Source organism: Kocuria sp. WRN011, assembly GCF_002295155.1.
Taxonomy (GTDB): domain Bacteria; phylum Actinomycetota; class Actinomycetes; order Actinomycetales; family Micrococcaceae; genus Kocuria; species Kocuria carniphila.
The window spans coordinates 67,081-93,375 of sequence record NZ_NSGI01000011.1 but is presented as its reverse complement, the minus strand read 5'-3'; the positions used below and the strand labels follow the sequence as shown (position 1 = coordinate 93,375).

The following is a 26,295-nucleotide window of genomic DNA, read 5'->3' as shown; positions in this document are numbered from 1 at the left end:
CAACGGGATCATCGAACTCGGCCGCCGCATCGCCCGCGGCTTCCGCAACTTCGAGCACTACCGCCTCCGCATGCTCCTCATCACCGGTGGACTCGACGCCTCACCCCACACTCAACTCTGAAGAGCCCGATTACTTGACGTTGGTGACCGACTCCAGGTTCTGGGCGAGTTGGTTCTTGTAGCGGTTCTCTTCCTTGCACTCGAAGTTCGTGTACAGCTCCAACTGGTCCTGATAATGCGGCGATTTGGTTCCATCAGGGGCCACAAAACCACTCTGACCCGGGGGAGCAGCCACGCACATGCTCGCGCCCTTGGGGTTGAGATGCACCAGATCGTTCTGCGTACCGCGGTTCATGTACTGGAGGGTGCTGAGTGCCTCGGACGGATCGGCCTGCGGAATCCCCATGAAGTTCTTGGTCTTGTATTCGTGGGGGATCACCGGGGTGACCCATGCGGCGGGGTCATCACCGTGCGTCTCGCGCAGCTCATCGGTCGCGGCTTTGAGGGTATCGCGAAGCACTTTCCCGTGGTCCTCCCCGTTGAAGAAGTCCACGCTTTGGGGCACCGCGGAATCCTCACCGGCCAAGGCGTTCGTCAGGAGTTTGGTGGTTTCCGCCGGGCGGACGGATCCGCCGGGTTTGCGGTAAATCGACGCGGCGTACTGGTCGTAAACCTCCTGGGGCAGGTCGTCCTTCAGGACTGCCTCCGAGAGCTTGGGGAGCCAGCTGCGCATGATGGTGGGGGCGGCGCCGTCGTAGTTGCCGTCCTTGTCCTTGTCGACCGTCTGCCCGTCCCACTCGAGCAGGAAGTCGGCGTCGGAGCGGAGCTGGTCGTCAGCCGGAACGTACTCGATCGCCGATTCCAGGTGCGGGCGGAGGTAGCGAATGTTGAGGTCCGCAAACGATGTTTCCTTGTTGATGTCCCAGATTTCCTGCGGAGTGAACTTCTCCTGGGATTCCAACCGGGACGTGATCTCGTTGAAGCGGTCCACCGAGGACCAGTTGCCGCCGTCCGAATTGAAGCCGGCCGCGGACTGGTTGTTCCAGTTGGCCACGTAGCCCTGCTCGGGGTTGTACGTCTTGGGGTTGTCCTCGAACGGGCGGAAGCCCTGCCATTCCATGGTTCCGTCACCCTTGGCCGGTACACGGAAGTCCTGGTTTTCCGGCCGTGCGGGGAGCTTGCCCGGAGAGACGTAACCGATGTTTCCGCTCTTGTCCGCGTAGTACCAGTTGATGGTGATGCCCACCTTCTCGGCCTGCGCCAGGTACTCGTCCCAGTTCTTGGCCTTCATGACGTTGACCCAGCCCAGGAGGGACTGCACTTCGGTGCCCTTCCACGCGCGTTTTTTGGAGTAGGCGGAGTTGTTCTGCGGATCGGTGGCCGTCACGGTTCCGTGCACCGTGGACTGCACGGTGAAGTCCACGGGCGCGGAGCCTTTCACCGCGATCTGTTCGGTCCGTTCGGTCATGTCCCGGTACTGCCCGTTGAACATGTACTGCTTGTGGTTCGCGGGGTTGAGGTCTTCTTGGTAGATGTCATTGACATCGAGTGGTCCCGCCGTCGCCCCCCAGGCAATGTCCTTGTTGGTGCCGAAAAGAATGGACGGGTAGGCGGACGGTGTGTTGCCGGTGACGTCGATGCCCGCGCCGTGCAGGCCGATCCCGTACACGTAGGACGGGTTGAACCAGTCGAACTGCGGGCCGTTCAGCAGCGTGGAACCGCCGTCCGTGGACTTGTCCTTGCCCACCATCCAGATGTTCGACGCTTCCGGTGCCGCGTGGGGCCACCCCTGGCCTCCGAACGCTGCGGCGGTGTCCTCGGAGCTGTCCTGAACGGATGGGTCGATCGGTGCGAGCGCATGTGATCCGGAGGACTGGGTGGACACGGACTCGGCACGCGGAACGGTCGTGGGTGCGCTGGGGTCTTCCGTCCAGATCAGCTGGTCGAAAAGCTTGGCGCCCTCATCCGCTCCGTGCTCGGCAATGAGCTGGTTCTTGACCTTGAGGTTCTCCACCTCGCTGGTCGAATCCGAGAACCGGTTGGCCATGGTGCCGATCCAGATCATTGCCACGTCGTACTCGGTGAAGTGCGAGGGCTGGAAACCGAAATCGGTGAACTGCTTGGGCAGCAGGTTGGCTTGGTCCGCGAGGACCTTGTCCACGTATTTGTTGTACCCGCGGGCGTATCCGCGCAACACCGCGCGGTCGTCCTCGGAGAGCTGGTCGATCTGCTGCTGAATGGACTCGGGATCAAGTGTCGCCCGAGAACGCTTGTCATTGTCGACGCCGCTCTCGCCGATCACTTCGGCGGCCGTGCCCAGCACGGAGCGCTTGGCCATTTCCATCTGGAACATCCGGTCCTGCGCCACCGCATATCCATAGCCCGTGTAGAGACCGCCAATGGTCTTGGCGTACACGTGGGGCACGCCGTAGTTGTCACGTTCTTCTCGACGTGTTCTTTCGGGCCCTTGCCGTGTCCGTGCCCGTGACCCTGCTGGGCGTGTTGAAACGCGACGGGGACCGCGGCTGCCGGTGCTGCGGTGGTGCCCGCCATGAGTGCGACCGTCAGTGCGGGCACCAGAATTCGGTTCTTGAGTGTGGGCACGGTGTCTCCTGGGGAAGTGAGGTGAATCACGCTACGGAGTTCACTCTCTAGACAGCCCGAGAAGTTGTCAAGACTTAACCGACCGATCGGTCAAGATTACTGTTGGGTAGTAAATCTGCGCTCTGACCTGGGGCGCAGTAAAGTCCCTCCTAACCCGTCAGCCCCATACGGCCTGCGCCAGCACCGGGGCGCCCAACACGGGTTCCTGGTCCAGGACGGTCACGTCCGACACGTCGGACTCAGCCAGAAGCTCCTTCAGTCGGTCGCCCACCGGTGTGCGGGCAAGCCCGCCGCCCAGCACCACGGGCAACGGCCCGTCCAGGTGTTCCGCAACCATCATGACCAGCGCGTGCAGCTCATCCGCGGCGCGATGTGTCAGGTCCAACGCGGTGTCGTCACCGCCTGCGGCGTACTCCACCACCGTGCGGGACAGGCTCGCCCAGAAGGAACGCTCCGGGCGGTCGTGGAAGGCGGCAATGAGATCCACTGCGGAAGAAACGCCGGTGTGTAACAGCACCGCGCGAGTGAACGGGTCCGGTGCGGCATCGGGCTCGCGTTGGTTTGCCCGCAGTACGGCGCGAACAGTTTCACGGCCCAACCAGTAACCGCTGCCCTCATCTCCCAGGAGATAGCCCCACCCGCCGGCGCGGCGCTCGCAACCGGTGCAATCAATACCCCAGGCCACGGAGCCGGTTCCGGCAATCACCGCGATTCCAGTGGTGTGACCACCCGCAGCAAGGATCAGGCGAGTATCGTGCACCGCGGTGACGGGCACCTCGGAGGACACCCCGGACACCGAGCGGATGAGAGCCTCGAGCCGGGCGGCGTCGGCGGGGGTGTCCACACCACCGGCACCGGCGAGCACGGGAACGGAAGGCTCAGCTGCCAAGCCGCGGAACACCTCGCGCAGCGCAGCCGCGGCGGCCTCCGGCGAGACGTTCTGAATGTTGGCACTGGGGGCCCTGGAATGGCGAACGGCCTGGCCACCGCGGAACAGCACCCCGCGTGTGGTGCTGCCGCCGATGTCCAGGCCGATCAGTTCACTGGAATGGGTCACGGGACTTTCAGCTCACCCATTTCATCCCAGCCGTCGCCGTCGATCTGACGGGAAATGATGCGGGGAGTGGAGCTGAGGTACTGCGGAAACCGCTCGGTCATCGTGGTGAAGTGGTCGGATTTCACGTGGGCCTCGGCGGCGTCGTCGTCGAAGGCCTCCACGAGCACGTACTCGTTGGGGTTGTCGATGCTGCGTGACCAGTCGAACCACTTGTTGCCGGTCTCCGCGCGGGTGGCCCGCGTGAACTCCTCGGCCAGCTGCGGCCAGTGGTCCGCGTGCTCGGGCTTCACGTCGAATTTCACAACGATAAAGATCATGGTGGGTGTGCCTCCTTGGGTTGCGGTCTTCTCTTCCAGCATATGGGTGCAAGCCGGTGACATGCGGGGCACCTCAGCGTCCCGCGGCCGTGCACACGCGGAAGGCCCCCGCCAATGGCGGGGGCCTTCCGGTCAAAAAGTTGCGTGGTGCGGAACCTAGTTCAGTCCGTCCTTCAGGTTCTTGCCGGCGTCTTTGACGTTTTCCACGGACTGCTTGGCGCCACCAGAAGCCTTCTGGGATGCACCTTCAGCCTGCATATCGCGGTTTTCCGTGGCATCACCAAGCTTTTCCTTGGCGGATCCGGACGCTTTCTCCGCAGCATTACTGATTTTATCGCCGAGTCCCATAGGCACTTCCTTTCGTCGGACGAACAGGTACCCATAATGTAAACGGACTTGGCTGGGAGGGGAAGAGGCGGAGCCTGAAATTTCGCCCAAAGCGTGCACCCGATGCGCTCGCTGATGTGCAGCGGGCAACGTCAGAGAAGGTTATTGATAGGACACGAACCACGGCTTGGGCTCAATGTTGTACGTCTGCGCCGGTGTGAACGTGGGGGTGTCCTCGTCGTAGAAGTTCTTCCACGCCATGCGGATACCCTCGGGCAGGCCCTGTTGCAACACGCCCCAGGTCTCCATCTTCAGTTCCGGGGTGCCGTGGCCATCGGCGTGCAGAACCAGTTCCAGTTCGGGGTGGTCGGTCTTGATGTTTTCGCGATCCTGAATCATGGACATGGAGAATTGATGCAGGATCACGACCTTTTGTGGCAGGTCGTTCTTCGCGGTGAGCTCGGCCAGCCACTCGGTGGTCTTGTTGATCTCTTCCGCGGAGACCGAGCCGATTTGCTGCATGTGCACCTGCCCCGGGGCCAAACGCCATTCAGGGTCCAGCGCCAGGCCAACATTGGGCCGCTTCAGCAGTTCCTCGTAGCGCTTGGCCTGAGTCAGGAAATCGGTGTGGCCCGGTTGCAGATCGAGCACCACGTACACACCGTTCTTCTCGGCGGCCTCAATGTAGGGGATGAAGTGATCCACGGGGACCTCGTTGGAGTAGTTGCCGTCCGCTCCGGGCTCCGATGACGCCGCCGTGACAATGATCTCGAAGGCGGGGATGACCTGTTCTTCGCTGTACGGCTGGTACTTCTTGGCCAGTTCGATGGCGCGCTGTGCAGAGGCTTCCGGTCCCTGCTCGCCCAGTGCGCCCAGCCCGGGTGTTCCGGGGTGCCCGTAGAGCGCCACGAAGCGCCGGTCGGGGAACAGCTCGGTTCCGCCGCCGATCAGCTCGGGCGGTTGCGTGGGCGAGGGAGTTGCCTCCGGTGATTGCGATGCCGATGCCGATGCCGACGCCGCGGCGGTTGCGTTCTGCGTGCTGGGCGCCTGCTCTTGGGGTTCGGACTCCCCAGTGCCGCAACCGGAGAGCAGAAGGGCCGCGCAGGCGGCGGTGGCGAGAACGGCGGACAATCGGCGCATGATGCAAACACCTCAGGGGGGTAGGTCGGTCGCGGGGCGTCACCACTTGTCAGCATGCTGTCCATGTGGCGGCACCGCCAGCCTATGCGTAAACAGTTAGGGCGCATGGGAACATGACAGTACTCATCCCCCCGGAGGTTTTCATGAGCTCGTCCTACACACCCCCCTCGGGTCTGCGGGAGCCTTCGCAGGACGGCTCACCGGATCAAGGACCGCAGGAATACGTCCCGGCCTACGGTGCGCCCACAGCCCGCGAAGGCACATCCGTCAAGACGGCCATTCTGCTAATCGGTCTTGCGGCGCTCCTCGGCCTCCTGCTTCTCGGCGCTCTCCTGTGGGCGATCACCAGGGTTGCCCCCACGCTGCTTCCGGGTGGCGGCGGGGAGGACCCGCCGGCGCCCCCACCGACCACGGCGGTTGCCCAACCCACCGCGACCCAGGACCGCGAGTCGACGACGTCGCCGTCGAACGCACAGAGCCCCGCGAGAACCACCGAGCCCCCACGCGCCGTGGCCCGGAGCGGCAACCTGGAGGTGCCCACCGAGGGCGCCCTGTTCGGTAAGAAAGGCGCGTTCGAGGAGACAGTGCTGGAGGAGAAGAGTGAGTTCGCGATCGAGGTCCCGGATCACGACGGCCCGCTGTTGATCACCTGGTCCGTTGCCAGTGACCGCGAAAATGCCGGAGTTTTCCTCAATGCCTACGAGAGCAAGGGCGGGGACATGACCGAGCACCTGGGCGCCGTCAATAGCGGGCAGACGGGCATGATGCTGATTGACGCGGATCCGGATGCACCCAAAACCACGGTGATTTACCCCGAGGGCAACAGTGACACCGAATGGAAGGTTCAGGGGTTCCCCGCCTCCGAGATGCCGCGTGTCGAACGCGGCGCGGAGATCACCGGTGGCGGACCCGCGGTCGTGGAGCTCCCGGCTGGCGAGGAGCAGGACTATCGGTTCACCTCGGAGGAAGGCGTTCCCCGGGTTGAGGTGTACGACAAGGACGATCTGAGCAGCTGGACCCAGTTCGAATACGGAACGGGCCCCGTGGAACTGGATGTCACGGCGGGTTCTGGCGAGCAAGTCATCATGGTGCACGCGGACGGCGAGTGGACGCTCGAGCCACGCTGAGGCCGATTCGCTGGACACTCAGTCCAGTGAGATCTTCCGGAGCATATCCAGCAGGCTGGCGCGTTCCTCAGCAGAGAGGTTCGAGAGCGTGCAGTTCGATGATGCCTCCACGGCAACCTTCGCCTCCTGATACAGCTTCTGTCCCTGCGCCGTGGGCACAATGATTTTGGAACGGCGGTCGCTGGGGTCGGTCTCACGGTGGACCAGGCCCCGCTTCTCCAGGGCATCCACGATCAGGACGATCTGGCTGGGATCCAGCACCAGGTGGTAGCTCAACTCGCGCTGAGTGGGGTGCTTCTTTCCGCACACCAAGGACAGCACCGAGTAGTGGCGCACCTTCAAGCCCAGATTTGCCAGGGACCGGTTGGCCGTGGCCGAGCCCAATGAACTGGCGCGCGCCATGAGAAACACGGGCTCTTGCGAAAGATCGGATTCCCTCAGTGTGTGCGGCATGCGTCAATCGTACCGGCAAAACGCTAAGTAATGGAGAATATTGATCATTGACATCATCAACGAAATACGATGCGATGGACACAGCACATTGGGAACCGCAGCACTGAATTTGGGAGCAGACATGACTCAGTCACCACTGGCCGGCAAGGTCGCCATCGTCACCGGGTCGGGCCAAGGCCTGGGCCTGGCCTACGCCCAGGAACTCGCTCGGCAGGGCGCGTCCGTCGTGATCAATGACGTCAACCAGGACACCGCGGACGCCGCCGTGGAATCCATCGTGGCCGAGGGCGGCAAGGCCGTGGCCGTCGTCGCCCCCGTGGGTGACACCGAGGCCGCAACCGCGCTGGTCAACGGCGCTGTGGATGCCTTCGGTCGCCTGGACATCCTGGTCAATAACGCCGGCGTGCTGCGCGACAAGTCACTGCTGAAGATGACCGACGAGGACTTCGACCTGGTCATCAAGGTTCACCTGCGCGGCACCTTCACCTGCGTGCGCGAAACCTACCGCTACTTCAAGGAGAACGGCGTGGCCGGGCGCATCATTGCGATCGGTTCGCCCACCGGCCAGTACGGCAACTTCGGCCAGACCAACTACGCGGCCGCCAAGGCGGGCATCGTGGGCATGGTCCGCACTTTCGCCCTGGAGATGAAGAAGGCCGGCGTCACCGCCAATGCCGTGATCCCCGTGGCCGCCACCGCCATGACCAAGACCATCCCGTTCTTCCAGAAAGCCGTGGAGGCCGATGAGCGCGGCGAGGCCATGCCTTCCTTCTTCCGACACGACCTGGGCTTCGGCACCGCCGCTGACGTTGCAGGCTTGATCACCTGGTTGGCTTCCGACGACGCCGCTGACGTCACCGGCCAGGCCATTGGTGCCGGTGGCGACCGCCTCCAGTTGTTCAGCCACCCGACTCCGCTGGTCACCGAGTACCGGGAGGGCGGCTGGAGCTACGAAGCCCTGGCCGAGCAGGCCCACGGTTTGTTCGAGGGAAAGCTGCAGACCTGCGGCGAGATGATGCCCCCGCTGCCCGAGGAACTTCAGCCCGCGCAGGGCTGAACCGCGGTCCGGACCGGTTGAACTGAAGGGAAATCACCATGCGTTATGAATTCGGTGCAGAGCTCGCCCAGCGCGACGGCATTGACGTGCACGTGCACATCGAGTGCTCGGACCACGGCCACGCGTCACTGCCCCAGGCCCTGACGGACGCGTCTGCCAAGTACTTCAAGGCGGAGGATCGCTCCCCGTCGCTGGACACCATTGCCGAGCGTTACCGCGAGTGGAATCTGGCCGCGGTCGTATTCACCGTGGACGCCACCACCGCACTGGGTCACGAGCCCAACTCGATCGAAGAAATCGCGGAAGGCGCAGCGCGCAACAACGACGTGCTGATTCCGTTCGGTTCCGTGGACCCGCTCCAGGTTCCGAAGGCCGTGGAACGCGCCCGGCAGTTGGTCGAGGAGTTCGGGGTCAAGGGTTTCAAGTTCCACCCGTCCCTGCAGGGCTTCGACCCCTCGGACGAGAAGTACTATCCGATCTACGAGGCCATCCAGGAGCTTGGCGTTCCGGCACTGTTCCACACCGGCCAGAACGGTATGGGTGCCGGCCTTCCGGGTGGTTACGGCATCAAGCTGGGCTACTCCAACCCGTTGCTGCTGGACTCGGTGGCCGCTGATTTCCCGAACCTGCAGGTCATCATGGCCCACCCCTCGGTGCCGTGGCAGGAGGAAGCCAACTCGATCGCCACCCACAAGGCGAATGTGTGGATCGACCTGTCCGGATGGTCGCCCAAGTACTTCCCGGAGTCCCTGGTGCGTGCCTCCAACGCGATGCTTCAGGACAAGGTGCTCTTCGGCACCGACTACCCGCTGATCACTCCGCAGAAGTGGCTGGGCGCCTTCGAGCAGCAGCGCTTCAAGGACCAGGTCAAGCCCAAGATCCTCAAGGGCAACGCCCTGCGGCTCTTCGGCCTCGGGGAACTCGAGGAAAGCTACGAACCCAGCGAGGGCGGCGTCGTCGCCGCGGCCAAGGCCTACGCCGCCGAGAAGGCGGCCCAGGCGCAGAAGGTGGAGCGGGCATGAGCCAGCTGTACCCGGACTGCGACCCGTACGGCATTGCCGACCGGTTGAGCGAGGCCGAGCGCGCGCCCATCCTGCGATTGCGCACGGTGCTCGAGAACGAGATCACGCCCCTGGTGGCCGAGTACTGGGAGAAGGGCGAGTTCCCCTATCAGATCGCGCCGTCCCTGTACGGGCTGAACCTGATGACCCCGGACGAGATCGAGGGTGCGCCGCGCTCGCTGTACCACGGGTTCCGGATCTTCGAACTGGCCCGCGCGGATGCCTCCATGGCCACGTTCTACACGGCGCAGGCGGGTCTGTTCCGCACCACGTGCCGCGTGGGAGCGTCCCCGGAGCAGTTCGCCGAGCTGGACCCCAAGATCACGAGCTTCGAGACCACCGGTGTGTTCTGCCTGACCGAACCGGATCACGGTTCGGACATTGCCGGCGGTCTGGCCACCACGGCCGAACGCCAGGGTGACGAGTGGATCCTCAACGGCGCCAAGCGCTGGATCGGTGGCGCGCTCACCGCCGATTACCTGGCCGTGTTCGCCCGCGACGTGGCCGACGGTCAGGTCAAGGCGTTCCTCGTGGACCGCGAGGCAACCGGGGTGACGCTGGAGAAGATTTACGGGAAGACCGCCCTGCGCATGATGCAGAACGCGGACATCACCCTTGAGAACGTGCGCGTTCCCGAGGCGCAGCGGCTGCAGAACTGCAACTCGTTCAAGGATGTCGCGGCCATGCTGCGCGTCATGCGCTCGGACGTCGCGTGGATCGCCACCGGCATCCAGGCCGGCGCGTACGAAGCCGCGCTGCGCTACGTGCGTTCCCGCGAACAGTTCGGCAAGTCGCTGGGCAGCTTCCAGCTCGTGCAGGAGAAGCTCGCGCGCATGCTGGGCAACGTCACGGCGAGCCTCTCGATGGTGTCCGATCTCGCCGAGAAGCAGGACCGCGGCGAGTACCGGGACGAGGATTCGGCGCTCGCCAAGATGTGGATCTCGCTGCACATGCGCGAGACCGTGGCCCTGGCCCGCGAAGTGGTCGGAGGCAACGGGATCACGCTCCCGACCGACGTCGCCCGCTTCCATGCTGACGCCGAGGCCGTCTATTCCTACGAAGGCACCCACGAGATCAACGCGCTCGTGGTCGGCCGTTCCATCACGGGCAAGTCAGCTTTCGCCTGATTTTCCGACTGCGCCGCTCGCGCCGTTGCGCTCTCTTTACTCATTACCCCAAGGAGAATTTCATGACCGCCAAGACCGTTGTTTCCTTTGACGAAGTTGCCGACCTCGCGGGCAAGGACCTGGGCTTTTCCGAGTGGCGCGAGATCACTCAGGATCAGGTGAACCTGTTCGCTGACGCCACCGACGACCACCAGTGGATCCACACCGATCCCGAGAAGGCCGCGTCTGGACCGTTCGGTGCACCGATCGCTCACGGTTTCCTGACCCTGTCCCTGCTGATCCCTATGTGGGGCGAGCTCTTCGACGTGTCCGACGTGAAGACCAAGGTCAACTACGGCCTGGACAAGGTTCGCTTCACCTCACCCGTGAAGGTCGGTGCACGCGTGCGCATGACCGTGACCATTACTGAGGTCTCCGAGGTCAAGGGCAACGGCCTGCATCTGGTGGCCGATGCGACCATCGAGATCGAGGGCGAAGAGCGCCCCGCCGTGGTGGCGCGCTTCTTGAACCGCTTCTACAAGTAAGCGTTCTTTGCGGCTTTGCACGTCAGGGCCCGTTGGAACCCTCCGCTACACGTGAAGGCTCGTAAGAGCCCTTGCGGCGTGGTTTGAAGGTTCTAACGGGCCCTGAGGTGTGTTCGAGGGTTCTAGCGGAACGTGGTGTGTGCGGCGCTCACAGTTTCTACTGCTCGGTGGCGTGTGACCCGTGGCGTGCGGCCCGTGGGCCCGGGTAGCTAATGAGCGCTAAGTCGTAGCGGCAGCCATCAGTCCTTGGGCGTACCGCGCTCCGCAACCCACTTCTGGAACACTGCGGAATCCTGCTCGCCCAGCCCCGCGTCGATGAGCTGCTCCGCGGCGCTCGCAATGGGTCCACCCAGTACCGACTTGGTTCCGGTGGCGCGGGCCGCGTCCAAGTAGGCGGAGACGTCCTTGTGGACGAACGCCGCCTGCGCGGACACCGAGTAGTCGTGGGCCACGAGCTTGGGCGTCTTATCGTTCATGATCACCGATCCCGCATAACCGCCCTGGAGCAGGTCCAGCAGCTTGGCCAGATCCAGCCCGGCGCGTTCGGCGACCACGCTGGCCTCGGAGATCGCCACGATCTCGGCCGCGCAGATCAACTGATTGCACGCCTTGGCCACCTGCCCCGATCCCAACGGCCCCAGATGAACGGGGCGACCGCACGAGGACAGGACGTCCGAGACCCGGCCGACGGCGGCGTCGTCGCCACCCACCATGATGGACAGGTCTCCGCGGATCGCGCCGGCCTCCCCGCCGCTGATGGGAGCGTCCACGAACTCCACGCCCGAAGTGTCCCGGTGCCAGCGAGTGATATCAACGGGGGAGACCGTTGAGCTGATCACCAGGATCAGGCGGTCGTGGTCGGCGTCGCGCTCGCGGGCGCCCTCGACGAGTTCGTCGAGCACCCCGTCGATCTCCGGGGCGCCGGGTACTAACAGGATGACGACGTCGCACTGGCGCGCCATATGCCGCGGCGAATCTACCGCGCGTGCCCCCTCCGCCTTGTGGAGGCTGCGATGCAGGACCACCACGTCGTGACCGGCGTCGATGATGTGCCCGGCCATGGGCTTCCCCATGGATCCGAGACCGATGATTCCCACGGTGTGCGGTGATGGGCTCATGCTGTGGCTCCTCGCGACGGTGACGGCTGGTTCCATCATGCCCTGAAGACCGCTGTCAGCGTCCAGGGGCGTGAGGGCCGGCGCCCCAACTTGGAGAATTTCGGAGCTCAACTTGGAGATTTTCGGAACCAAACTTGGAGGTTTTCGGATGATGAGAAGAGCAGCCTGCTGCGGTGAATCTGGCGATGCAAGGCTGCCCAGAAGGCTTATATGAGAATGATAATCACTTAAGATAAAGTGCTCGCATGCACAACATCGAACGCATTGCCACTGAAGGGGCTCAGTCGCCCATGTCCGGATCCACCAAGGCGCGCCGTCGTGCGCCCAACACCATGGCCGCGATGGCTATCGGGGCACTTGCCCTCACCGCGTGTGGGGCGGGTGGCAATGGTGAGGCGGGAGCGGCGTCGTCGTCCCCGAGCGCCAGCGAATCCACGAGTGAGGCCGCCGCGAAGGAAGTCTCCAGCCTGACCCCGCGCGCCGTGGTGTCCTACGACGGCGGGCTGCTGACCGTAGACATCGAATCCGGTGAGGTGGTGGATGACACCAAGAAGGACGGTTTCCTGCGACTCAACAACGCCGGCGACGGACGGCACGTGATGGTCAGCGACAGCGACGTGTTCCGCATGCACGACACCGGCCTGGACGCGCACAAGCACGGGGACCACTATCACTACCGCGAATCCGCGCCGGAGCTGACCGACGTGACCTTCGATGCCCCGCACGCCGGGCATGTGGTGGTTCACAACGGCAAGACCACGCTGTTCGGCGACGGTGACGGCTCCATCAAGACCTTCGACTCCGAGGCGCTCAAGGAGGGCAAGCCGGAGATGAAGGAAACCAAGACTGAGAACCCGCATCACGGTGTGGCCCTCGAGCTGGCCGACGGCACGCTGTTCACCACGCAGGGCACCGAGGACGAGCGCAATACCGTGCAGGTGCTCAACAAAGACGGTTCGGTCAAGGCCGAGACCAAGGACTGCCCGGGCGTGCACGGTGAGGCTGCTGCGGAACCGGGTAAGACCACCGACACCGTGGTGGTGGGATGTGAGAACGGGCCCGTGATCTACCGCGACGGTGAATTCCACAAGGTCGCTGTGGCGGGCTCTTATGCGCGCTCGGGCAACTTGGCCGGCTCGGAGGAATCGCCGATCGTGCTGGGTGACTACAAGGTGGATGAGGACGCGGAGCAGGAGCGCCCCACCCGTGTTGCGCTCTTCGACACCCGCGACGATTCGCATCAGCTGGTCGACCTGGACTCCTCCTACTGGTTCCGTTCGCTGGCCCGCGGACCCGAGGGTGAAGGTCTGGTCCTGACCTATGACGGCAAGCTCAACGTGATCGACGAGGAGACCGGCAAGGTCACCCAGAAGATCGATGTGATCGAGCCGTGGGAGGAAAAGGAGGACTGGCAAGACGCCGGCCCCGTGATCAAGGTGGCCGGTGCCAACGCGTACGTGACCGACGCGGAGAACAAGAAACTCCATGTGGTGGGCCTGTCCAAGGGTGAGGTGACCAAGTCCATCGACCTGCCGGAAACCCCGGTGGAGATGGCCGTGGTGACGGGCAAGCCAGAGGCGCCGGCGCATGAGGAGGAATCGGGCGACCACGGTTCGCACGAGGGCCACGACCACGCCCACGACGACGCCGCTCCCACCGCGGGTGCCGAAGGTCATGAAGGGCACAATCACTGAATAGCCACTCCTCGAATGAGATAGCTCAGGCTCCAAGAGGCGCGTGCGATCGGTTCACCTTCCTAGGTGGCGGTCGTGCGCGTTTCTCTTGGGGGTTCAAAAATGAATGACGATCATTTAGAGTGATCCACACAACCCGACGGCTCGAAGCACAGATTTCCGTGCATCACGAGACGATGACGGCACGGGCAACGTGAGACGCACTCACAAGCAGGAGGATTTCCATGGCAGAGGTGCTGCAGAATTACATCAACGGCCAGTTCGTGAAAGCTCACGGGCAGGACACTATTGACATCGTGAACCCCATCGACGCGCAGACGGTCGCGGTGGCTCCCATCTCCGACGAGGACGACGTGAACGCAGCCTTTGAGGCGGCGGTGGCTGCGGCCAAGATCTGGAAGCGGTCGACTCCGGCCGAGCGCCAGGACGCACTGCTCAATCTTGCCGAGGGCCTCCGGGAACACCGTGACGAACTTGTGGAGGCTCAGCACCGCAACACCGGTCAGCCCAAGGAGCAGATCGGTGTGGAAGAAGTGGACGCGGGCATCGACAACCTCAAGTTCTTCGCCGGCGCGGCCCGAACTCTCGAGGGCAAAGCAGCCACCGAGTACATGAGCGAGCACACTTCCTACGTTCGCCGTGAACCGGTGGGTGTAGTCGCTCAGGTGACTCCGTGGAACTACCCACTGATGATGGCAATCTGGAAGATCGGCCCGGCGCTCGCCGCGGGTAACACGATCGTGTTGAAGCCCAGCGATACAACCCCGGAGTCCACTTTGTTGCTGGCCAAGATTGCTGGAGAGGTTCTCCCAGCCGGAGTGCTCAATGTGGTTCTGGGTGATGGCGGCACAGGGGCTCTGCTCACCGAACACCCTGTGCCAGCCATGGTGTCCATCACCGGATCGGTGCGTGCGGGGCAGGCGGTGGCCAAGAGTGCCGCTGCAGGAGTCAAACGCACTCACCTGGAGCTGGGAGGCAAGGCGCCGGCAGTTGTTTTCGCAGATGCGGATCTGGAGCGCGCGGCGGAACAGCTCATCGGCTTCGGTACTTTCAATGCGGGTCAGGATTGCACGGCCGTCACCCGGATCCTGGTGCAGGACAGTGTTCACGACAAGTTCGTGGAGTTGCTGGCCGCGGAGGCTAAGAAGGTTTCGACCGGCAGCGCGGACGACTCTGAGAACGATTACGGCCCGCTCAACAACAAACGTCACTACGCGGATGTGTGCAGCAAGCTGGAGAACATCCCGTCTCACGCCACTGTGGTGACTGGTGGGAAGCCGGTTGAAGGCTCAGAAGGTTTCTTCGTAGAGCCCACGGTCATTTCTGGCTTGCGTCAGGATGACGCGCTTGTTCAGGAGGAGACCTTCGGACCAGTACTTACCGTGCAGTCCTTCTCATCCGAAGAAGAGGCTGTCGAGCTCTCCAATGACGTTCCCTACGCTCTGGCTTCCAGTGTGTGGACCTCGGACCACGGCACAGCAATGCGCGTGAGCCGTGACCTGGACTTCGGTTGCGTGTGGGTCAACACCCACGTGCTCCTCGTGTCGGAGATGCCCCACGGCGGCTTCAAGTACTCCGGCTACGGCAAGGACCTGTCCCTCTACTCGGTCGAGGAATACACGCGCGTCAAGCACGTGATGCACTCGCTCGAGGTCTGACGGTCCAGATCTAGTCAGCCGTGGTGCCGTTCTGCAGGGCTTCCAGGGCCAGGCGAAATCCAGCCAGCAGGCTCCGCAGGCCCACATCGAAAGCGACATCAGCCGGTGACGGTGCCCGGGGCGCCTCGGCGGCGTCGTGGTTCAGCGCAGAATGCAGGAGGAGATCACGGTGAGCAACGGCTGCGGAAAAAACCGGGGCGATCTCGCTGAGTTCGCCGGGATCAAAGATATTCTCGGGCGCCACGGCGTCATAGGCAGCTCCGAAGACCAGGGACTCGACGGCCACGATCGTATTAACCACCCAGGACTCGGGCCAGCCGGCGCGGGTGAGTCCCGCGGCAACCTTCTCGTACATACGCAGCGTGTGTGGGGAGTTTGCCACGGGCAGTACGGCCATCACCGGAATCAGTGGGATGTTGCGAGCGTAGACGTCGCGGTAGGAGCGGGCCCATTGGTCCAGAGCCAGGTCCCAGGGCTCCGACTCAAAGGCGCTGCAGTCGATATCCTGGTTCACGCGGTCCTGGATCAGGATCATGATGTCCCGTTTGGAGCCCACATGGTTGTACAACGCAGACGCAGAGACACCCAATTGTTCAGCCATCGCGGACATGGTCAGGGCGCGGTAACCCCGGCTTTGGATCAAGGACACGGCTGCGGAAGCGATCTTGCGCTTGGTCAGCACTGGGCTCAGGGGCCTCCCTCGACCGCGTGCGCGACTGTCCTGACTCACTGATCCTCCTGATACCCCGGGCTCCACACACGGTGACCCGCGGGGATGGATAACAACAACAGTAAACATGACGTGCTGGAGTGCACGACTTCAATAAATGAATTTCATTCATAAAAGGTGAAAGGAACACACCATGTCTGAACAGCGAACCATAGGATCCCCCGATGCGATCGAGCGCGACGTTGTCATCGTCGGCGCTGGCCCCGCAGGACTCATGGCGGCCCGCCGCCTGTCGCAGGCTGGCAAGTCGGTGGCCGTGCTGGAAGCTCGTGATCGCGTGGGCGGTCGCACCTGGTCCGACGTGATCGACGGTGCCTTCTTGGAAATCGGTGGCCAGTGGATCTCCCCAGACCAGACCGAGTTACTGTCCCTCGTGGACGAGTTGGGCCTGTCGACCTTCGAGCGCTATCGCGAAGGCGATTCCGTGTACATCGCTCCGGACGGCATCCGCCATACCTACACCGGCCACATGTTCCCGGCCTCGGATACCACCAAGGCCGAGATGGAGAAGCTTATCGATCTCATGGACGGGCTCGCCGCAGAAATCGGCGCCAAAGAACCGTGGGCCCACGAGAGGGCTCGCGAGCTGGACACCGTCTCCTTCCAGGACTGGCTGCGTCAGAACAGCTCGGACGAGGAGGCGTGTAACAACATCGGCATTTTCATCGCCGGTGGCATGTTGACCAAGCCCTCGCACGCGTTCTCCGCGCTGCAGGCCATCCTCATGGCCGCCTCTGCAGGTTCGTTCTCGAACCTCGTGGATGAAGACTTCATCCTGGACCGCCGTGTGGTGGGTGGCATGCAGTCCGTGTCCATCACTATGGCCGAACAGCTGGGTGTGGATGACGGGACAGCGATCCTCACCGGACCTTCGGACGCCTCCGTGTTCCTCAACTCCCCGGTGCGCACCATTAATTGGGCTGGCGAAGGTGAGACCTATGACGAGCACGACCCGAACTACACTGTCACCGTCTTTTCGGACCGGGTGACCGTCCAGGCCAAGGATGTCGTGGTTGCCGTTCCTCCGAATCTGTACTCGCGTATCTCCTTCGAGCCGCCCCTGCCGCGATTCCAGCATCAGATGCACCAGCATCAGTCGCTGGGCATCGTGATCAAGGTCCACGCAGTGTACGAAACTCCGTTCTGGCGTGAGAAGGGTTTGTCCGGTACCGGATTCGGCGCCTACGAGCTCTCACAGGAGGTCTACGACAACAGCAATCACGGGGATACTCGTGGCACTTTGGTTGGTTTCGTGTCGGACGAGAAGGCTGATGAAGTCTTCCGTCTGCCCGCTGAAGAGCGCAAGCGCCAGATCCTTGAATCCCTTTCCCACTACTTGGGTGAGGAAGCCAAGAACCCGGTGGTCTACTACGAGTCCGATTTCGGATCCGAGGAATGGACCCGCGGTGCGTATGCAGCTTCCTACGATCTGGGTGGCCTGTCCCGTTACGGCGCCATTCAGTCCGAACCCGTTGGTCCCATCCGCTGGGCCTGCTCAGACCTTGCTGCTGAGGGCTACCAGCACGTGGACGGTGCCCTGCGGCAGGGCACACTCGTGGCCTCGCAGATTATCGAAGTGCGTGATCAGGCATGACAAGGCAGGACAACAGCTCCGGCGGCACATTGCCAGGCCCCGAGACGGGAGACAGGACGTCGCCGACGTTTCGTTACGTGGTGGGCTACGGCGGTGACAAGCGCAGTAAAGAGGCCGTAAAACTTGCCGTGGCCATGGCGCGAGCCTTCAACGCGCAGCTGGAAATCGTGTGCGTGCTACGCGCTGATGATCCCTATCAGCAGGTGTACCCGCCCGTGGGTGATATTTCCCCCATGCTGCGTCAGCAGGCCTCGGGGTGGCTCCAGGAGGGCCTCGAACTCGTTCCCGACGACGTCGCTGCGTGCACCCACATTCGCACCTCGCCTTCGATTGCAGGCGGCCTTCTGGATGCCGTGACTGAATTCGGCGCTGGACTGATTGTGGTTGGCGCCGCGAGCGGGAAGTACACGGCCAAGTTCTCCGTGGGGCCCGTGGCGGATACGTTGCTTCACCGCGCCTCCGTTCCCGTGGCTCTAACGCCCCGCGGTTTTAAGGGGACCGAGCCCATCACCCGCATGTACGCGGGAGTGGGGTTGCGCCACGGGGCCCAGCGGGTCATCGCCGAGACCAAGCGGGCGGTGGAACGCACCGGGTTGGAATTGGTGTTGGTGAGCTTCTTGCCGCTGGACCATGTTCACGGCAAACCGCAACAGGCTGTTGATGCAGCGCGGGAAAAACTTCGCGAGGATGCCGCCGAAATCGGTGCCGACCACCCCGTGAGCGTGACCGTCGCTCAGGGAAAGAACCTGAAGAGGACCGTTGCCAGCATGGACTGGCATCCCGGTTCTGTGCTGTTTGTGGGGTCATCACGCCTTGCCGGAGATCGCCAGATCTTCCTGGGCAGTACCGCCGCACGCATTCTGCGGCATCTGCCTGTTCCCATGATTGTGCTCCCTCGCGGAGCAAATAATCCGAGCGCTCCCAATGTCGACGACTTTCACGAAGGTGGCCGTGGAATGGGCGGTGCCGGACTGGATGAAGAGGAGGTGCGCTGATGGCCGAGACGACCAACAGCGACACCAGCAAAGGACTGAGTTCGGGTTCCGTGGGTCTGCTGGGTGCTGTGGTGATCGGTATGTCCTGCATTGCCCCGGCCTACACACTATCCGGCGCACTGGGGCCGACCGCTGCTGCGGTCGGCACCCATTTGCCAGCTATCTTCTTGGTGGGTTTCATACCAATGCTGCTCGTGGCCGTGGGCTATCGGCAGCTCAACCGGGCCATGCCCGACTCCGGCACCACGTTCACCTGGACATCCAAGGCTTTCGGACCGTGGGTTGGGTGGATGGGCGGTTGGGGACTTCTGGCCGCCACCATTTTGGTGTTGTCCAACCTTGCGGGTATCGCGGTGGACTTCTTCTATCTGATGCTCTCGCAGCTCACCGGTGACCCTTCACTGGCTGATCTTGCGCGGAACGTACCCATTAACATCCTGACGTGTTTGGTGTTCATGGCGGGCGCGTGTTGGATCTCGTATCGCGGGATGGAGGCCACTAAGAAGGTCCAATACGTGCTGGTGGCTTTCCAAGTCATCGTGCTTCTGTGGTTTGCGATATCCGCTTACGTTCACGTGGCTAACGGTACGGCTTTCGGGGGCCTGCAGATCGAACCCGAGTGGTTCAACCCCTTCGGTGTCCCATCGTTCTCCGCCTTTGCCGCCGGCGTTTCCCTGTCCGTGTTCATTTACTGGGGCTGGGACGTGGTGCTGACCATTAATGAGGAAACGACCGGGTCGTCCACAACCCCGGGCAAAGCTGCGTTGGCCACGATCTTCTCCATCGTGGTGCTGTACATGATCATCGGGCTTGCGGTCCTTAGCTTCGCAGGCCTGTCAGACCAGGGAATCGGCCTTAACAACGCTGAGATTCAAGAAAACGTGTTTGCGGCACTGGCGGGGCCGGTCATGGGGCCCTTGGCGATCTTGTTATCGCTGGCGGTTCTTTCGTCCTCTGCGGCTTCTCTTCAGTCGACCTTCGTGTCCCCGGCTCGCACTTTATTGGCTATGGGCTACTACGGAGCCCTACCCAGGCCGTTTGCCCGAATCAACCCGCGGTTCCAATCTCCGGGTTTCGCGACAGTGGCCGCGGCCATTGTGTCATCGGCGTTCTATACGTTCATGCGGATTGTCAGCGAGGACGTTCTGTGGGACACCATCACAGCGCTGGGAATGATGGTGTGCTTCTACTACGGGGTCACCGCCCTAGCGTGTGTCTGGTACTTTCGCCGCTCGTGGTTCCGATCGCTCAAGAGCTTCTTCACTAATCTCTTGGCCCCCTTGCTTGGTGGTGTGCTGTTGTTGGTCTTCTTCGTGCAGACTTCTGTCGACTCCATGGATCCGGATTACGGATCCGGGTCGCAGATCGGCGGAGTGGGGCTCGTCTTTGTCCTGGGTGCGGGCATTCTGGTACTTGGGTTGATCGTGATGTTCACGCAGTACTTGCGCAATCGCTCCTTCTTCCAACAGAAATTTGAAACTACTGAATTGCCCGTGGTGGAGTAGACCCCTCTCCCTGCCGGAACTAATTTTCTAGTGAAGTCCGCCGTATCTCGTGTGGAGACACGGCGGACTTTGCGTGCCTTGTGTTCTCCGGCCATGTGGGTGTATCGGCCTGCAGGTTTGGGGTGCCGCATGGCCCGAATTTTCCGCCTCGAAGCGCCCCGAGTAGCGTTGGACCATGCCCGCGAATGCCAATGAACCGACCAGTGTGCGCCTGGATGTGTGGTTGTGGTCGGTCCGTCTGTTCAAGACCCGCTCCGCCGCGACCACTGCGTGCCGGGCCGGTCACGTGCGGCTTAATGCGGCGCCGGTCAAGGCGGCCCAGCCCGTTCGTGTGGGGGATCGAGTCACCGTGCGGCGCCCCGGGTGGCAGCAGGAATTCCAGGTCACCAAGTTGATCGTCAAGCGCGTGGGCGCGCCGGTTGCTGCTCAGTGCTACATCGATCATTCGCCGCCGCGGCCCGCTGAACTCAGTGTTCCCGTGGGTCGTCGAGACCGCGGTGCGGGTAGGCCCACCAAGAAGGACCGCCGTGAGATGGAGCGGCTGCGGGGCTTGGATGGGTCGCGCTAGTCCATCGGGTTCTGCGAAGTGCACGCGAGCACGTGACGCACCCGACGGCTCGTCACTGTGGATGCGCCCAGCCCAACCCCCGCTACATTGACCGCAACATTCCGAAAGCGTTGAGTGCCAGTAGCACTCCCACAATGCCGATGAACCAGGCCGAGCCGGACTGCGCATGCTTGGTGAACCATCGTTCCAGCGCGGACAGCGGGCGCTCCAGTGCGTTGCGCGCGACCAAACGCCCGATGGTCAGAATCAATGTGGGGGCAATCATCACTAGGCAGTATCCCCCGAGCATGAGCAGCGAAATCGTCAGGCTGGGGCTGGTCGACGAAATGATGCCGATGCCCGCCAGGTACGGAACCATCGTGGCCACCTCGAGTGAGACGCCCACCAGGGCAAGTCCCATGAGCGCAGCCAGGGAACCGACGCCGGCGCGAGTGCCGATGGGAGCGCCGTCGGCACCCAAGATTCGGGCCCGCCAGCGCGAGACGCGGCCCCCGGGCGCCGACGCCGCGTTGCCGGCGGCCGCGCGCTCGGCTGCGAGGCGTTTGGCCCGCTTGGTTCCCGGATCCATGACGTAGCTCAGGACGACCAGGCCGATGCCCAGCGCCAATTGGATGATGTACGCGGTGCGGGATTCCAGTGCCTCGCCAAAGGCGTCGATGAACGCGGTGGCGCCCAGCATGATGAGCACGCCGATCACGAAATACGCGGCGAGAACGGTGGCTAAGTACACGAGTAGACGGCCGAGCTTCAGCCGACCGGGTGCCATGAGCAACCAGATCGGGATGAGCAGGGTTCCAAAACTGGTGGAATCCACCAGCGCGAGAACCGTGAGAACTCCGACGGTCTCCATGGGATGGCCCTTCCTAGGGGAATTAGCACGCTTGTGCCATTTAAAGCTAGCACAGTCGTGCTAATTTAAGGCCATGCCCTCCAGAATTGACCGCGAAGCTCGTAAGGCCGAACTTGCTGAGGCCGCGTGGCGCGTGATTCTCCGATCGGGCGTTTCCGCGGTCTCCGTGCGAACGGTTGCGGAAGAAGCGGGCCTGGCCGTGGGGTCCTTGCGGCACGTGTTCCCCACGCGCACCGAGCTCCTCGTGTATTCCGCGGAGCTCATGATGGAGCGTGTGTATGAACGCATCGTGAGCCTCCCCCGGGAAGGCACCACGGAGGCCTACGCCCTGGCCGTGATCAAGAATCTTGTGCCGTTCACTGAGCAGACGCGAGCCGAAATGGACGTCAACATCGCGCTGGTCGCAGAGGCCACCGCGGTTCCGGAGCTCAAAGTTTTGAGGGACTCCGCTCACGAACAGCTTGCTGCCGCCTGCATCCGGTTGGCTGCATTGCTGCGAGAAGAGAATTCCGAGACCCCCAGCGAAGGTGCAATTCGAAGTGGTCGGAGACTTCACGCCCTCGCGGACGGGTTGGCTCTGCACCTCATGCATCGGGCCGAATCGGAGGACCTGGAGCGCGTCGCTGAGCTCCTGGAGGATGAAATTCAGAGCATCGCGGCAGGTCGCGCTTAGGGCGGGCGGCGCTCGGTCGAGATTAAGGGACTCTCACTCAATCCCCATCGTCATCTCATGCGGTCCATTCATCATGAATGTGTCAGCACAAATGGCAAGTAACACGTGTGTGGGACACGAGCCGCCCCGCGCTGTCGCCGTACGCGGCGGTAGAATGACAGTTGCTTTCCAGTGAAAATATCAGGACGATCCGGGGGTATCCATGAGCCGATCCACCACTCCTCGCCGCAACCGGCCCTTCTGGGTGGGTGCCCTGGTGGTCTCCGTCATCGTCTCTCTGATCATCACGCTGCTCAGTCTGTTCGCCGTGTGGTGGGCCCCCAACATGGGCATCTACCACTACCTCGAGGTGACGTCCGAGGTGAACCTGCCCATGTGGTGGAACGTGCTTCTCCTCATTGTGGCGGCCACCTTGATGTTCCTGGTGGCCGCAAACACCCCGAGCCGCAGTGCCCGCCTTGCCTGGCGAACGATGGCCGTTATTGCCCTGTTGATGTCCCTGGACGACGCCACCATGTTGCACGAGAAGCTGGGCATGATTGTCGAGCGATTCGCACCGGCCACCGGTATGACGTTCACCTGGGTGCTGTTGGGAGGCCCAATCGCACTGGCCGTGGTCATCATGGCGATCATGGCCTCACGCAAAATGCACAAGACGCCCAGGCGCTTGCTCGTGAGCGGATTCGTGGTGTTCCTGGGCGCAGCGGTGGGTTTCGAGTTCATTGCCGACTACCTGATCCGGACCGAGGCGCACTGGTTCCTCTACCGCGTGACCTACCACCTGGAAGAGGGCTTAGAGATGGCGGGGGCGGCCCTGATCGCGGTCGCACCACTGTCCAATATTCAGCGCGTCCGACTCACCGGTCAGATCGACTCCGCGGGAGGCGGCACGGCACCGTGGGCCGGGACACCCGCCGGTCGCTAGTCGTTCGCGGACCCGTTGCGCTTGCTCTTCCAGCGCGTCATGGCATAGCCCAATAACGACGGCGCTTCTTCCGGTTCCTTGGCATTCGCATTGCGCAGCCGGTCCTGGCGCATGCGCTGGTGCTCGTCCAGGTGCTGCTCGTAGCGGCGTTGTTGTTGCCGCTGTTGTTCCTGCTCGGCTGCGCCGCCCTGATCGTCGCTGTCCGGGTGACGCTCCATGGAAGTGATGGTGTGCGGCGGCTGATCATCCGGGGACCGGCGGTTGCGGTTTCGCCGTTCCATGACCATGCGCTCCCGCTCGGCCCGTTCGGCCAATCGGCGCTGAGAGGCGCTCATCTTCTTGGGGTCCGAGTAGTTGTCCCGGATCCGTTCGATGACCGGTAGCTCATCCGTGTTCTCGTAGCCGACGTGATCGTCATCGGCGCGATGCGTCGTGTAGGTGGGCGGGGCGTCGTCGTACGTGGCGCGTTGCCGGGGGATCGGCTGGGTGGTTTCGCTCTCGTGCACCACGGTGACCGCGGGGATGGGGCCGGTGTCTGCGTCCTCGACGCGGGTGGGGGCCCAGTCGGCCTCCGAAAAGGACTGATAGCTGCTGAAACCGCGCCAGAGTTTCCAGCCGAGGTAGGCCACGCCCAACAGGATGACCGTGGCGGGTGCCCCGTAACCGGTTGCGTAGTAGATGGTGGCGGCCACGAGCAGGATCAGGCCCAGGCCCACCGGCGCGAGCGCCATGGGTGTGTGCACCGGCAGCGCGCCCAGCAGGGTGCGGGTGTAGCGGCTGGGTGCGTCCGAACCGTGCAGCGCGTGGGCGCGGATTTTCACGCCGGGCGGGGTGGTTTCGGCCAGTTTGTGGGCGACCACCGGGGGCTCGTCCGGCTGGGAGGCATTGAGGACGACGTCGCGCGCTCGTCCCGCAGCCAATGCCGCCCTGTTTCGCGCGGAGGCACCCGCGATCACGAGGTACACGCCCATGGACAGCAGGATCCCGGGGAGCATGACGGCGATGGCCAGGGCCAGAACGCGCCAGACCCAGGGGACCTCCGCGGCGGGGAAGTTCTCGAACTGCAGCACCCCGTGGGTGAACCACAGGATCAGGCTGCCGATCAGGACACCCGTGATGCCGTTGATGATGGCGAACACGCGTAACCGGGGCCAGCCGCGCGCCGAGCGGGCTGCCCAGCGTTGTTCGCGTGTGCGCATGAGAACTCCTGATGTCCCGGGGAAGTGGGCTCCTCTCAGGGTAAATGGTTCCGGGCGTTCTGGCTGCTCTCGCAATTCGGATGTGTGGGCCTAGGATCGACCAGTGCCCCGCTTATTGCTCGACCTCACCCCGCTGCGTGAGTCCCCGGCGTTCCGACGCCTGTGGATCGGCTCCACCATGTCCATGTTGGGGAACCAGTTCACGGTGGTGGCCATTAGCTTGGAGGTCTTCGAGCTCACCCGCTCCACGTTTGCCGTGGGCATGGTGGGTGTCGCCGCGCTGCTTCCGCTGATCGTGTCCGGGTTGTACGGCGGGTCGATGGGAGACGCGCACAACCGCCGGACCGTGGGGTTGTGGACCACGTTCGGTTTATTCGCAGTCACGGTCGCGCTAGCCGCGCACTCGTGGGCGCACATTTCGTCACTGGTGGTGCTGTACACGCTGGTGGCGCTGCATTCGTTTGCCCAAGGGCTCAATCAGCCGGTGCGCGGGGCGATCGTGCCGCGGTTGGTGCCCATGAAACAGCTGCCCGCGGCCAATGCCTTATATCAACTGACCATGGGCTCCACGCTCATGGTGGGGCCTCTACTGGGTGCGTTGACGGTGGCCGGGTTGGGGTTCCAGTGGGCCTATACCGTGGATGCGGTGGCGTTTATGGCGAGCTTGTGGGCGATGTACAAGTTGCCGTCCCTGCCGCCCGACGGTGTGCCATCCCGCGCCGGTTTTCGCTCCGTGGTCGAGGGGTTCCGGTTCCTGGCCACCCGCCCCAATCTGCGCATGACGTTCCTGCTGGACATGGCCGCGATGTTCTTCGCGATGCCTCGCGCGCTGTTTCCGGTGCTTGGTGCGACCGTATTGGGCGGCGATCAGTTCACCGTGGGTCTGTTGACCGCAGCGCTCGCGGCGGGCTCCGTTCTGGCGGGGTTGCTGTCCGGGCCGTTGGTGCGGCTCAACCGCCATGGCAAGGCCTGCGCGATGGCGGTGGCCGGTTGGGCCGTGTGCATCATGGCGTTCGGTGGCGTGGTACTGCTGGCCTCGGCCGGGTGGGGGCGCGAGACCGTGTGGCCGCTGGCGGCCTCGTGCGCTGTGCTGGTCGCGGCCGGTGCAATGGACGCGATCTCCATGCTGTTCCGCACCACCATCCTGCAGGCGGCGACCCCGGATGCGCTGCGTGGGCGACTGCAGGGCATCTTCATTGTGGTCGTGGCCGGTGGGCCGCGCCTGGGCGATGCCTACATGGGCACAGCGGGGGAGTTCGCCGGACCCGGTCTGGCTGCCGTGGTGGGAGCCGCCGTTTGTTTGGTACTCGTGGTGGTCCTGGTGCGGAAGTTCCCCGCGTTCAGCCGGTATGACGCGAGGGATCCGCAGCCGTAGGGCTTGCCCCTTACCGACCCAGCGTGCTGGGTTGTCTGTTTGGCCGTTCGGAGTGAGCTCTTGTAGTGGTCACGCGTCCCGACGAGTCATGCTGCTGATTCGAGCAGCGCGTCCATCTGATTCATGGCCTGCACCGTGCCTTCTTCCGCGCCCATCTTCAACACCTCCTCCAGGTCTTCGCGTGACGTAATGGTGGTGACCGTGGTGATCCGGCTCCGATTGCCATCCAACGCCTCGAAGGCGACCACCACGTCCGAGGCGGGCAGAGCGGCGTCGACCTGGCCGTGGGAGTCAGCGAAGCGATCGGTGAAGTGGATTTCTCGCTCGGGGGTGACCTCCTGGACCTGCCACAGACCGTGGTACTTCTCGCCGTCCGGGCCTGTCATGAAGTAATTCACCGTGGCCCCGGGGGTCAGGTCATGGTTCGTGAACGTGGCGGGATAGCGGGGCGGACCCCACCATTTTTCGACGAACTGCTGGTTGGCGTAGAGGTTCCAGGCGGTGGTCACGGGGGCGTCTAGTTCCGCCACGAGGGTGAGTTGGGCGACGTCGAGATTCTTCTGAACATCCACTACTGACATGGGTCAATGCTGCTCCCGTCGGTGAGCGGTGACAAG

24 protein-coding genes and 1 pseudogene are annotated in these 26,295 nt (G+C 63.3%); 14 read left to right on the top strand and 11 right to left on the bottom strand.

The annotated features are described in order from the left end of the window. Positions 1 to 130: 130 nt before the first annotated feature. The 5 genes and pseudogenes from CKW39_RS13950 to CKW39_RS13930 form a co-directional block, all read right to left on the bottom strand. Positions 131 to 2,428 (bottom strand): annotated as a pseudogene (locus tag CKW39_RS13950) (penicillin acylase family protein); the annotation flags it as partial. A gap of 333 nt (positions 2,429 to 2,761) precedes the next feature. Then, positions 2,762 to 3,661 carry an N-acetylglucosamine kinase gene (locus tag CKW39_RS13945; RefSeq protein ID WP_254049438.1) on the bottom strand — a complete coding sequence of 300 codons (900 nt, stop codon included), beginning with the start codon at positions 3,659 to 3,661 and terminating at the stop codon, positions 2,762 to 2,764. After that, positions 3,658 to 3,978: a putative quinol monooxygenase gene (locus tag CKW39_RS13940; protein WP_095798738.1), complete on the bottom strand. Its 321-nt coding sequence runs from the start codon at positions 3,976 to 3,978 to the stop codon at positions 3,658 to 3,660. Before CKW39_RS13940 ends, CKW39_RS13945 begins: the two co-directional genes overlap by 4 nt. 156 nt (positions 3,979 to 4,134) lie before the next feature. Then, positions 4,135 to 4,326 carry a CsbD family protein gene (locus tag CKW39_RS13935; RefSeq protein ID WP_095798727.1) on the bottom strand — a complete coding sequence of 64 codons (192 nt, stop codon included), beginning with the start codon at positions 4,324 to 4,326 and terminating at the stop codon, positions 4,135 to 4,137. Between the two features lie 141 nt (positions 4,327 to 4,467). Next, a complete protein-coding gene (locus CKW39_RS13930; RefSeq protein WP_095798726.1) occupies positions 4,468 to 5,445 on the bottom strand; it encodes a hypothetical protein in 978 nt (325 codons plus the stop codon). A 143-nt stretch (positions 5,446 to 5,588) separates the two neighbouring features. Between CKW39_RS13930 and CKW39_RS13925 the strand changes: the two genes are divergently transcribed. Continuing rightward, positions 5,589 to 6,572 (top strand): hypothetical protein, encoded by a 984-nt coding sequence (locus tag CKW39_RS13925; RefSeq protein ID WP_095798725.1) that lies wholly within the window; start codon positions 5,589 to 5,591, stop codon positions 6,570 to 6,572. Positions 6,573 to 6,590: 18 nt separating this feature from the next. Here the strand turns inward: CKW39_RS13925 and CKW39_RS13920 are convergent, their stop codons facing one another. Further along, entirely contained in the window at positions 6,591 to 7,025 is a 435-nt protein-coding gene (locus tag CKW39_RS13920) for a MarR family winged helix-turn-helix transcriptional regulator (protein WP_095798724.1), read from the bottom strand. A 121-nt stretch (positions 7,026 to 7,146) separates the two neighbouring features. On the opposite strand from CKW39_RS13920, the gene CKW39_RS13915 reads away from it, so the two are divergent. The 4 genes from CKW39_RS13915 to CKW39_RS13900 all read left to right on the top strand — a co-directional run bounded on the left by CKW39_RS13915 (position 7,147) and on the right by CKW39_RS13900 (position 10,794). Further along, the gene (locus CKW39_RS13915) at positions 7,147 to 8,082 is read left to right on the top strand and encodes an SDR family NAD(P)-dependent oxidoreductase (protein WP_095798737.1); all 936 of its coding nucleotides are present in this window, start codon (positions 7,147 to 7,149) and stop codon (positions 8,080 to 8,082) included. A gap of 38 nt (positions 8,083 to 8,120) precedes the next feature. Next, the gene (locus CKW39_RS13910) at positions 8,121 to 9,104 is read left to right on the top strand and encodes an amidohydrolase family protein (protein ID WP_095798723.1); all 984 of its coding nucleotides are present in this window, start codon (positions 8,121 to 8,123) and stop codon (positions 9,102 to 9,104) included. After that, on the top strand, positions 9,101 to 10,270 hold the full coding sequence (locus tag CKW39_RS13905) for an acyl-CoA dehydrogenase family protein (protein WP_095798722.1): 1,170 nt from the start codon (positions 9,101 to 9,103) through the stop codon (positions 10,268 to 10,270). Before CKW39_RS13910 ends, CKW39_RS13905 begins: the two co-directional genes overlap by 4 nt. Before the next feature lie 62 nt (positions 10,271 to 10,332). Then, entirely contained in the window at positions 10,333 to 10,794 is a 462-nt protein-coding gene (locus CKW39_RS13900) for a MaoC family dehydratase (RefSeq protein WP_095798721.1), read from the top strand. Between the two features lie 239 nt (positions 10,795 to 11,033). Here CKW39_RS13900 and CKW39_RS13895 read toward each other — a convergent pair whose 3' ends face one another. Further along, positions 11,034 to 11,912 (bottom strand): NAD(P)-dependent oxidoreductase, encoded by an 879-nt coding sequence (locus tag CKW39_RS13895; RefSeq protein ID WP_095798720.1) that lies wholly within the window; start codon positions 11,910 to 11,912, stop codon positions 11,034 to 11,036. 245 nt (positions 11,913 to 12,157) lie between these two features. Between CKW39_RS13895 and CKW39_RS13890 the strand changes: the two genes are divergently transcribed. Both CKW39_RS13890 and CKW39_RS13885 read left to right on the top strand, forming a co-directional pair. Further along, positions 12,158 to 13,606 (top strand): hypothetical protein, encoded by a 1,449-nt coding sequence (locus tag CKW39_RS13890; protein ID WP_254049437.1) that lies wholly within the window; start codon positions 12,158 to 12,160, stop codon positions 13,604 to 13,606. A gap of 224 nt (positions 13,607 to 13,830) precedes the next feature. Beyond that, the gene (locus CKW39_RS13885; protein ID WP_095798719.1) at positions 13,831 to 15,264 is read left to right on the top strand and encodes a gamma-aminobutyraldehyde dehydrogenase; all 1,434 of its coding nucleotides are present in this window, start codon (positions 13,831 to 13,833) and stop codon (positions 15,262 to 15,264) included. A 10-nt stretch (positions 15,265 to 15,274) separates the two neighbouring features. Here CKW39_RS13885 and CKW39_RS13880 read toward each other — a convergent pair whose 3' ends face one another. Then, a complete protein-coding gene (locus CKW39_RS13880; RefSeq protein WP_254049436.1) occupies positions 15,275 to 15,994 on the bottom strand; it encodes a TetR/AcrR family transcriptional regulator in 720 nt (239 codons plus the stop codon). 133 nt (positions 15,995 to 16,127) lie between these two features. On the opposite strand from CKW39_RS13880, the gene CKW39_RS13875 reads away from it, so the two are divergent. The 4 genes from CKW39_RS13875 (at position 16,128) to CKW39_RS13860 (ending at position 20,656) form a co-directional block, all read left to right on the top strand. Beyond that, on the top strand, positions 16,128 to 17,588 hold the full coding sequence (locus tag CKW39_RS13875) for an NAD(P)/FAD-dependent oxidoreductase (RefSeq protein ID WP_095798717.1): 1,461 nt from the start codon (positions 16,128 to 16,130) through the stop codon (positions 17,586 to 17,588). Then, positions 17,585 to 18,583 carry a universal stress protein gene (locus tag CKW39_RS13870; RefSeq protein WP_095798716.1) on the top strand — a complete coding sequence of 333 codons (999 nt, stop codon included), beginning with the start codon at positions 17,585 to 17,587 and terminating at the stop codon, positions 18,581 to 18,583. The genes CKW39_RS13875 and CKW39_RS13870 overlap by 4 nt, the downstream gene beginning before the upstream one ends. Further along, positions 18,583 to 20,088: an APC family permease gene (locus tag CKW39_RS13865; RefSeq protein ID WP_095798715.1), complete on the top strand. Its 1,506-nt coding sequence runs from the start codon at positions 18,583 to 18,585 to the stop codon at positions 20,086 to 20,088. The genes CKW39_RS13870 and CKW39_RS13865 overlap by 1 nt, the downstream gene beginning before the upstream one ends. 175 nt (positions 20,089 to 20,263) lie before the next feature. Then, a complete protein-coding gene (locus CKW39_RS13860; RefSeq protein ID WP_031273393.1) occupies positions 20,264 to 20,656 on the top strand; it encodes an RNA-binding S4 domain-containing protein in 393 nt (130 codons plus the stop codon). Positions 20,657 to 20,738: 82 nt separating this feature from the next. Here CKW39_RS13860 and CKW39_RS13855 read toward each other — a convergent pair whose 3' ends face one another. Continuing rightward, a complete protein-coding gene (locus tag CKW39_RS13855; protein ID WP_095798714.1) occupies positions 20,739 to 21,506 on the bottom strand; it encodes a GAP family protein in 768 nt (255 codons plus the stop codon). Positions 21,507 to 21,579: 73 nt separating this feature from the next. On the opposite strand from CKW39_RS13855, the gene CKW39_RS13850 reads away from it, so the two are divergent. Then, positions 21,580 to 22,179, top strand: a complete 600-nt coding sequence (locus CKW39_RS13850; RefSeq protein ID WP_254049435.1) for a TetR/AcrR family transcriptional regulator — start codon at positions 21,580 to 21,582, stop codon at positions 22,177 to 22,179. A 202-nt stretch (positions 22,180 to 22,381) separates the two neighbouring features. Further along, on the top strand, positions 22,382 to 23,104 hold the full coding sequence (locus CKW39_RS13845; protein WP_095798713.1) for a hypothetical protein: 723 nt from the start codon (positions 22,382 to 22,384) through the stop codon (positions 23,102 to 23,104). Here the strand turns inward: CKW39_RS13845 and CKW39_RS13840 are convergent. Next, positions 23,101 to 24,303, bottom strand: coding sequence for a hypothetical protein (locus tag CKW39_RS13840; RefSeq protein WP_095798712.1), 1,203 nt, complete (start codon positions 24,301 to 24,303; stop codon positions 23,101 to 23,103). The genes CKW39_RS13845 and CKW39_RS13840 overlap by 4 nt on opposite strands. Before the next feature lie 103 nt (positions 24,304 to 24,406). Between CKW39_RS13840 and CKW39_RS13835 the strand changes: the two genes are divergently transcribed. Then, positions 24,407 to 25,678 (top strand): MFS transporter, encoded by a 1,272-nt coding sequence (locus CKW39_RS13835; RefSeq protein WP_095798711.1) that lies wholly within the window; start codon positions 24,407 to 24,409, stop codon positions 25,676 to 25,678. An 86-nt stretch (positions 25,679 to 25,764) separates the two neighbouring features. On the opposite strand, the gene CKW39_RS13830 is transcribed toward CKW39_RS13835, so the two are convergent. Then, entirely contained in the window at positions 25,765 to 26,259 is a 495-nt protein-coding gene (locus CKW39_RS13830; protein ID WP_095798710.1) for an SRPBCC domain-containing protein, read from the bottom strand. Positions 26,260 to 26,295 lie beyond the last annotated feature (36 nt).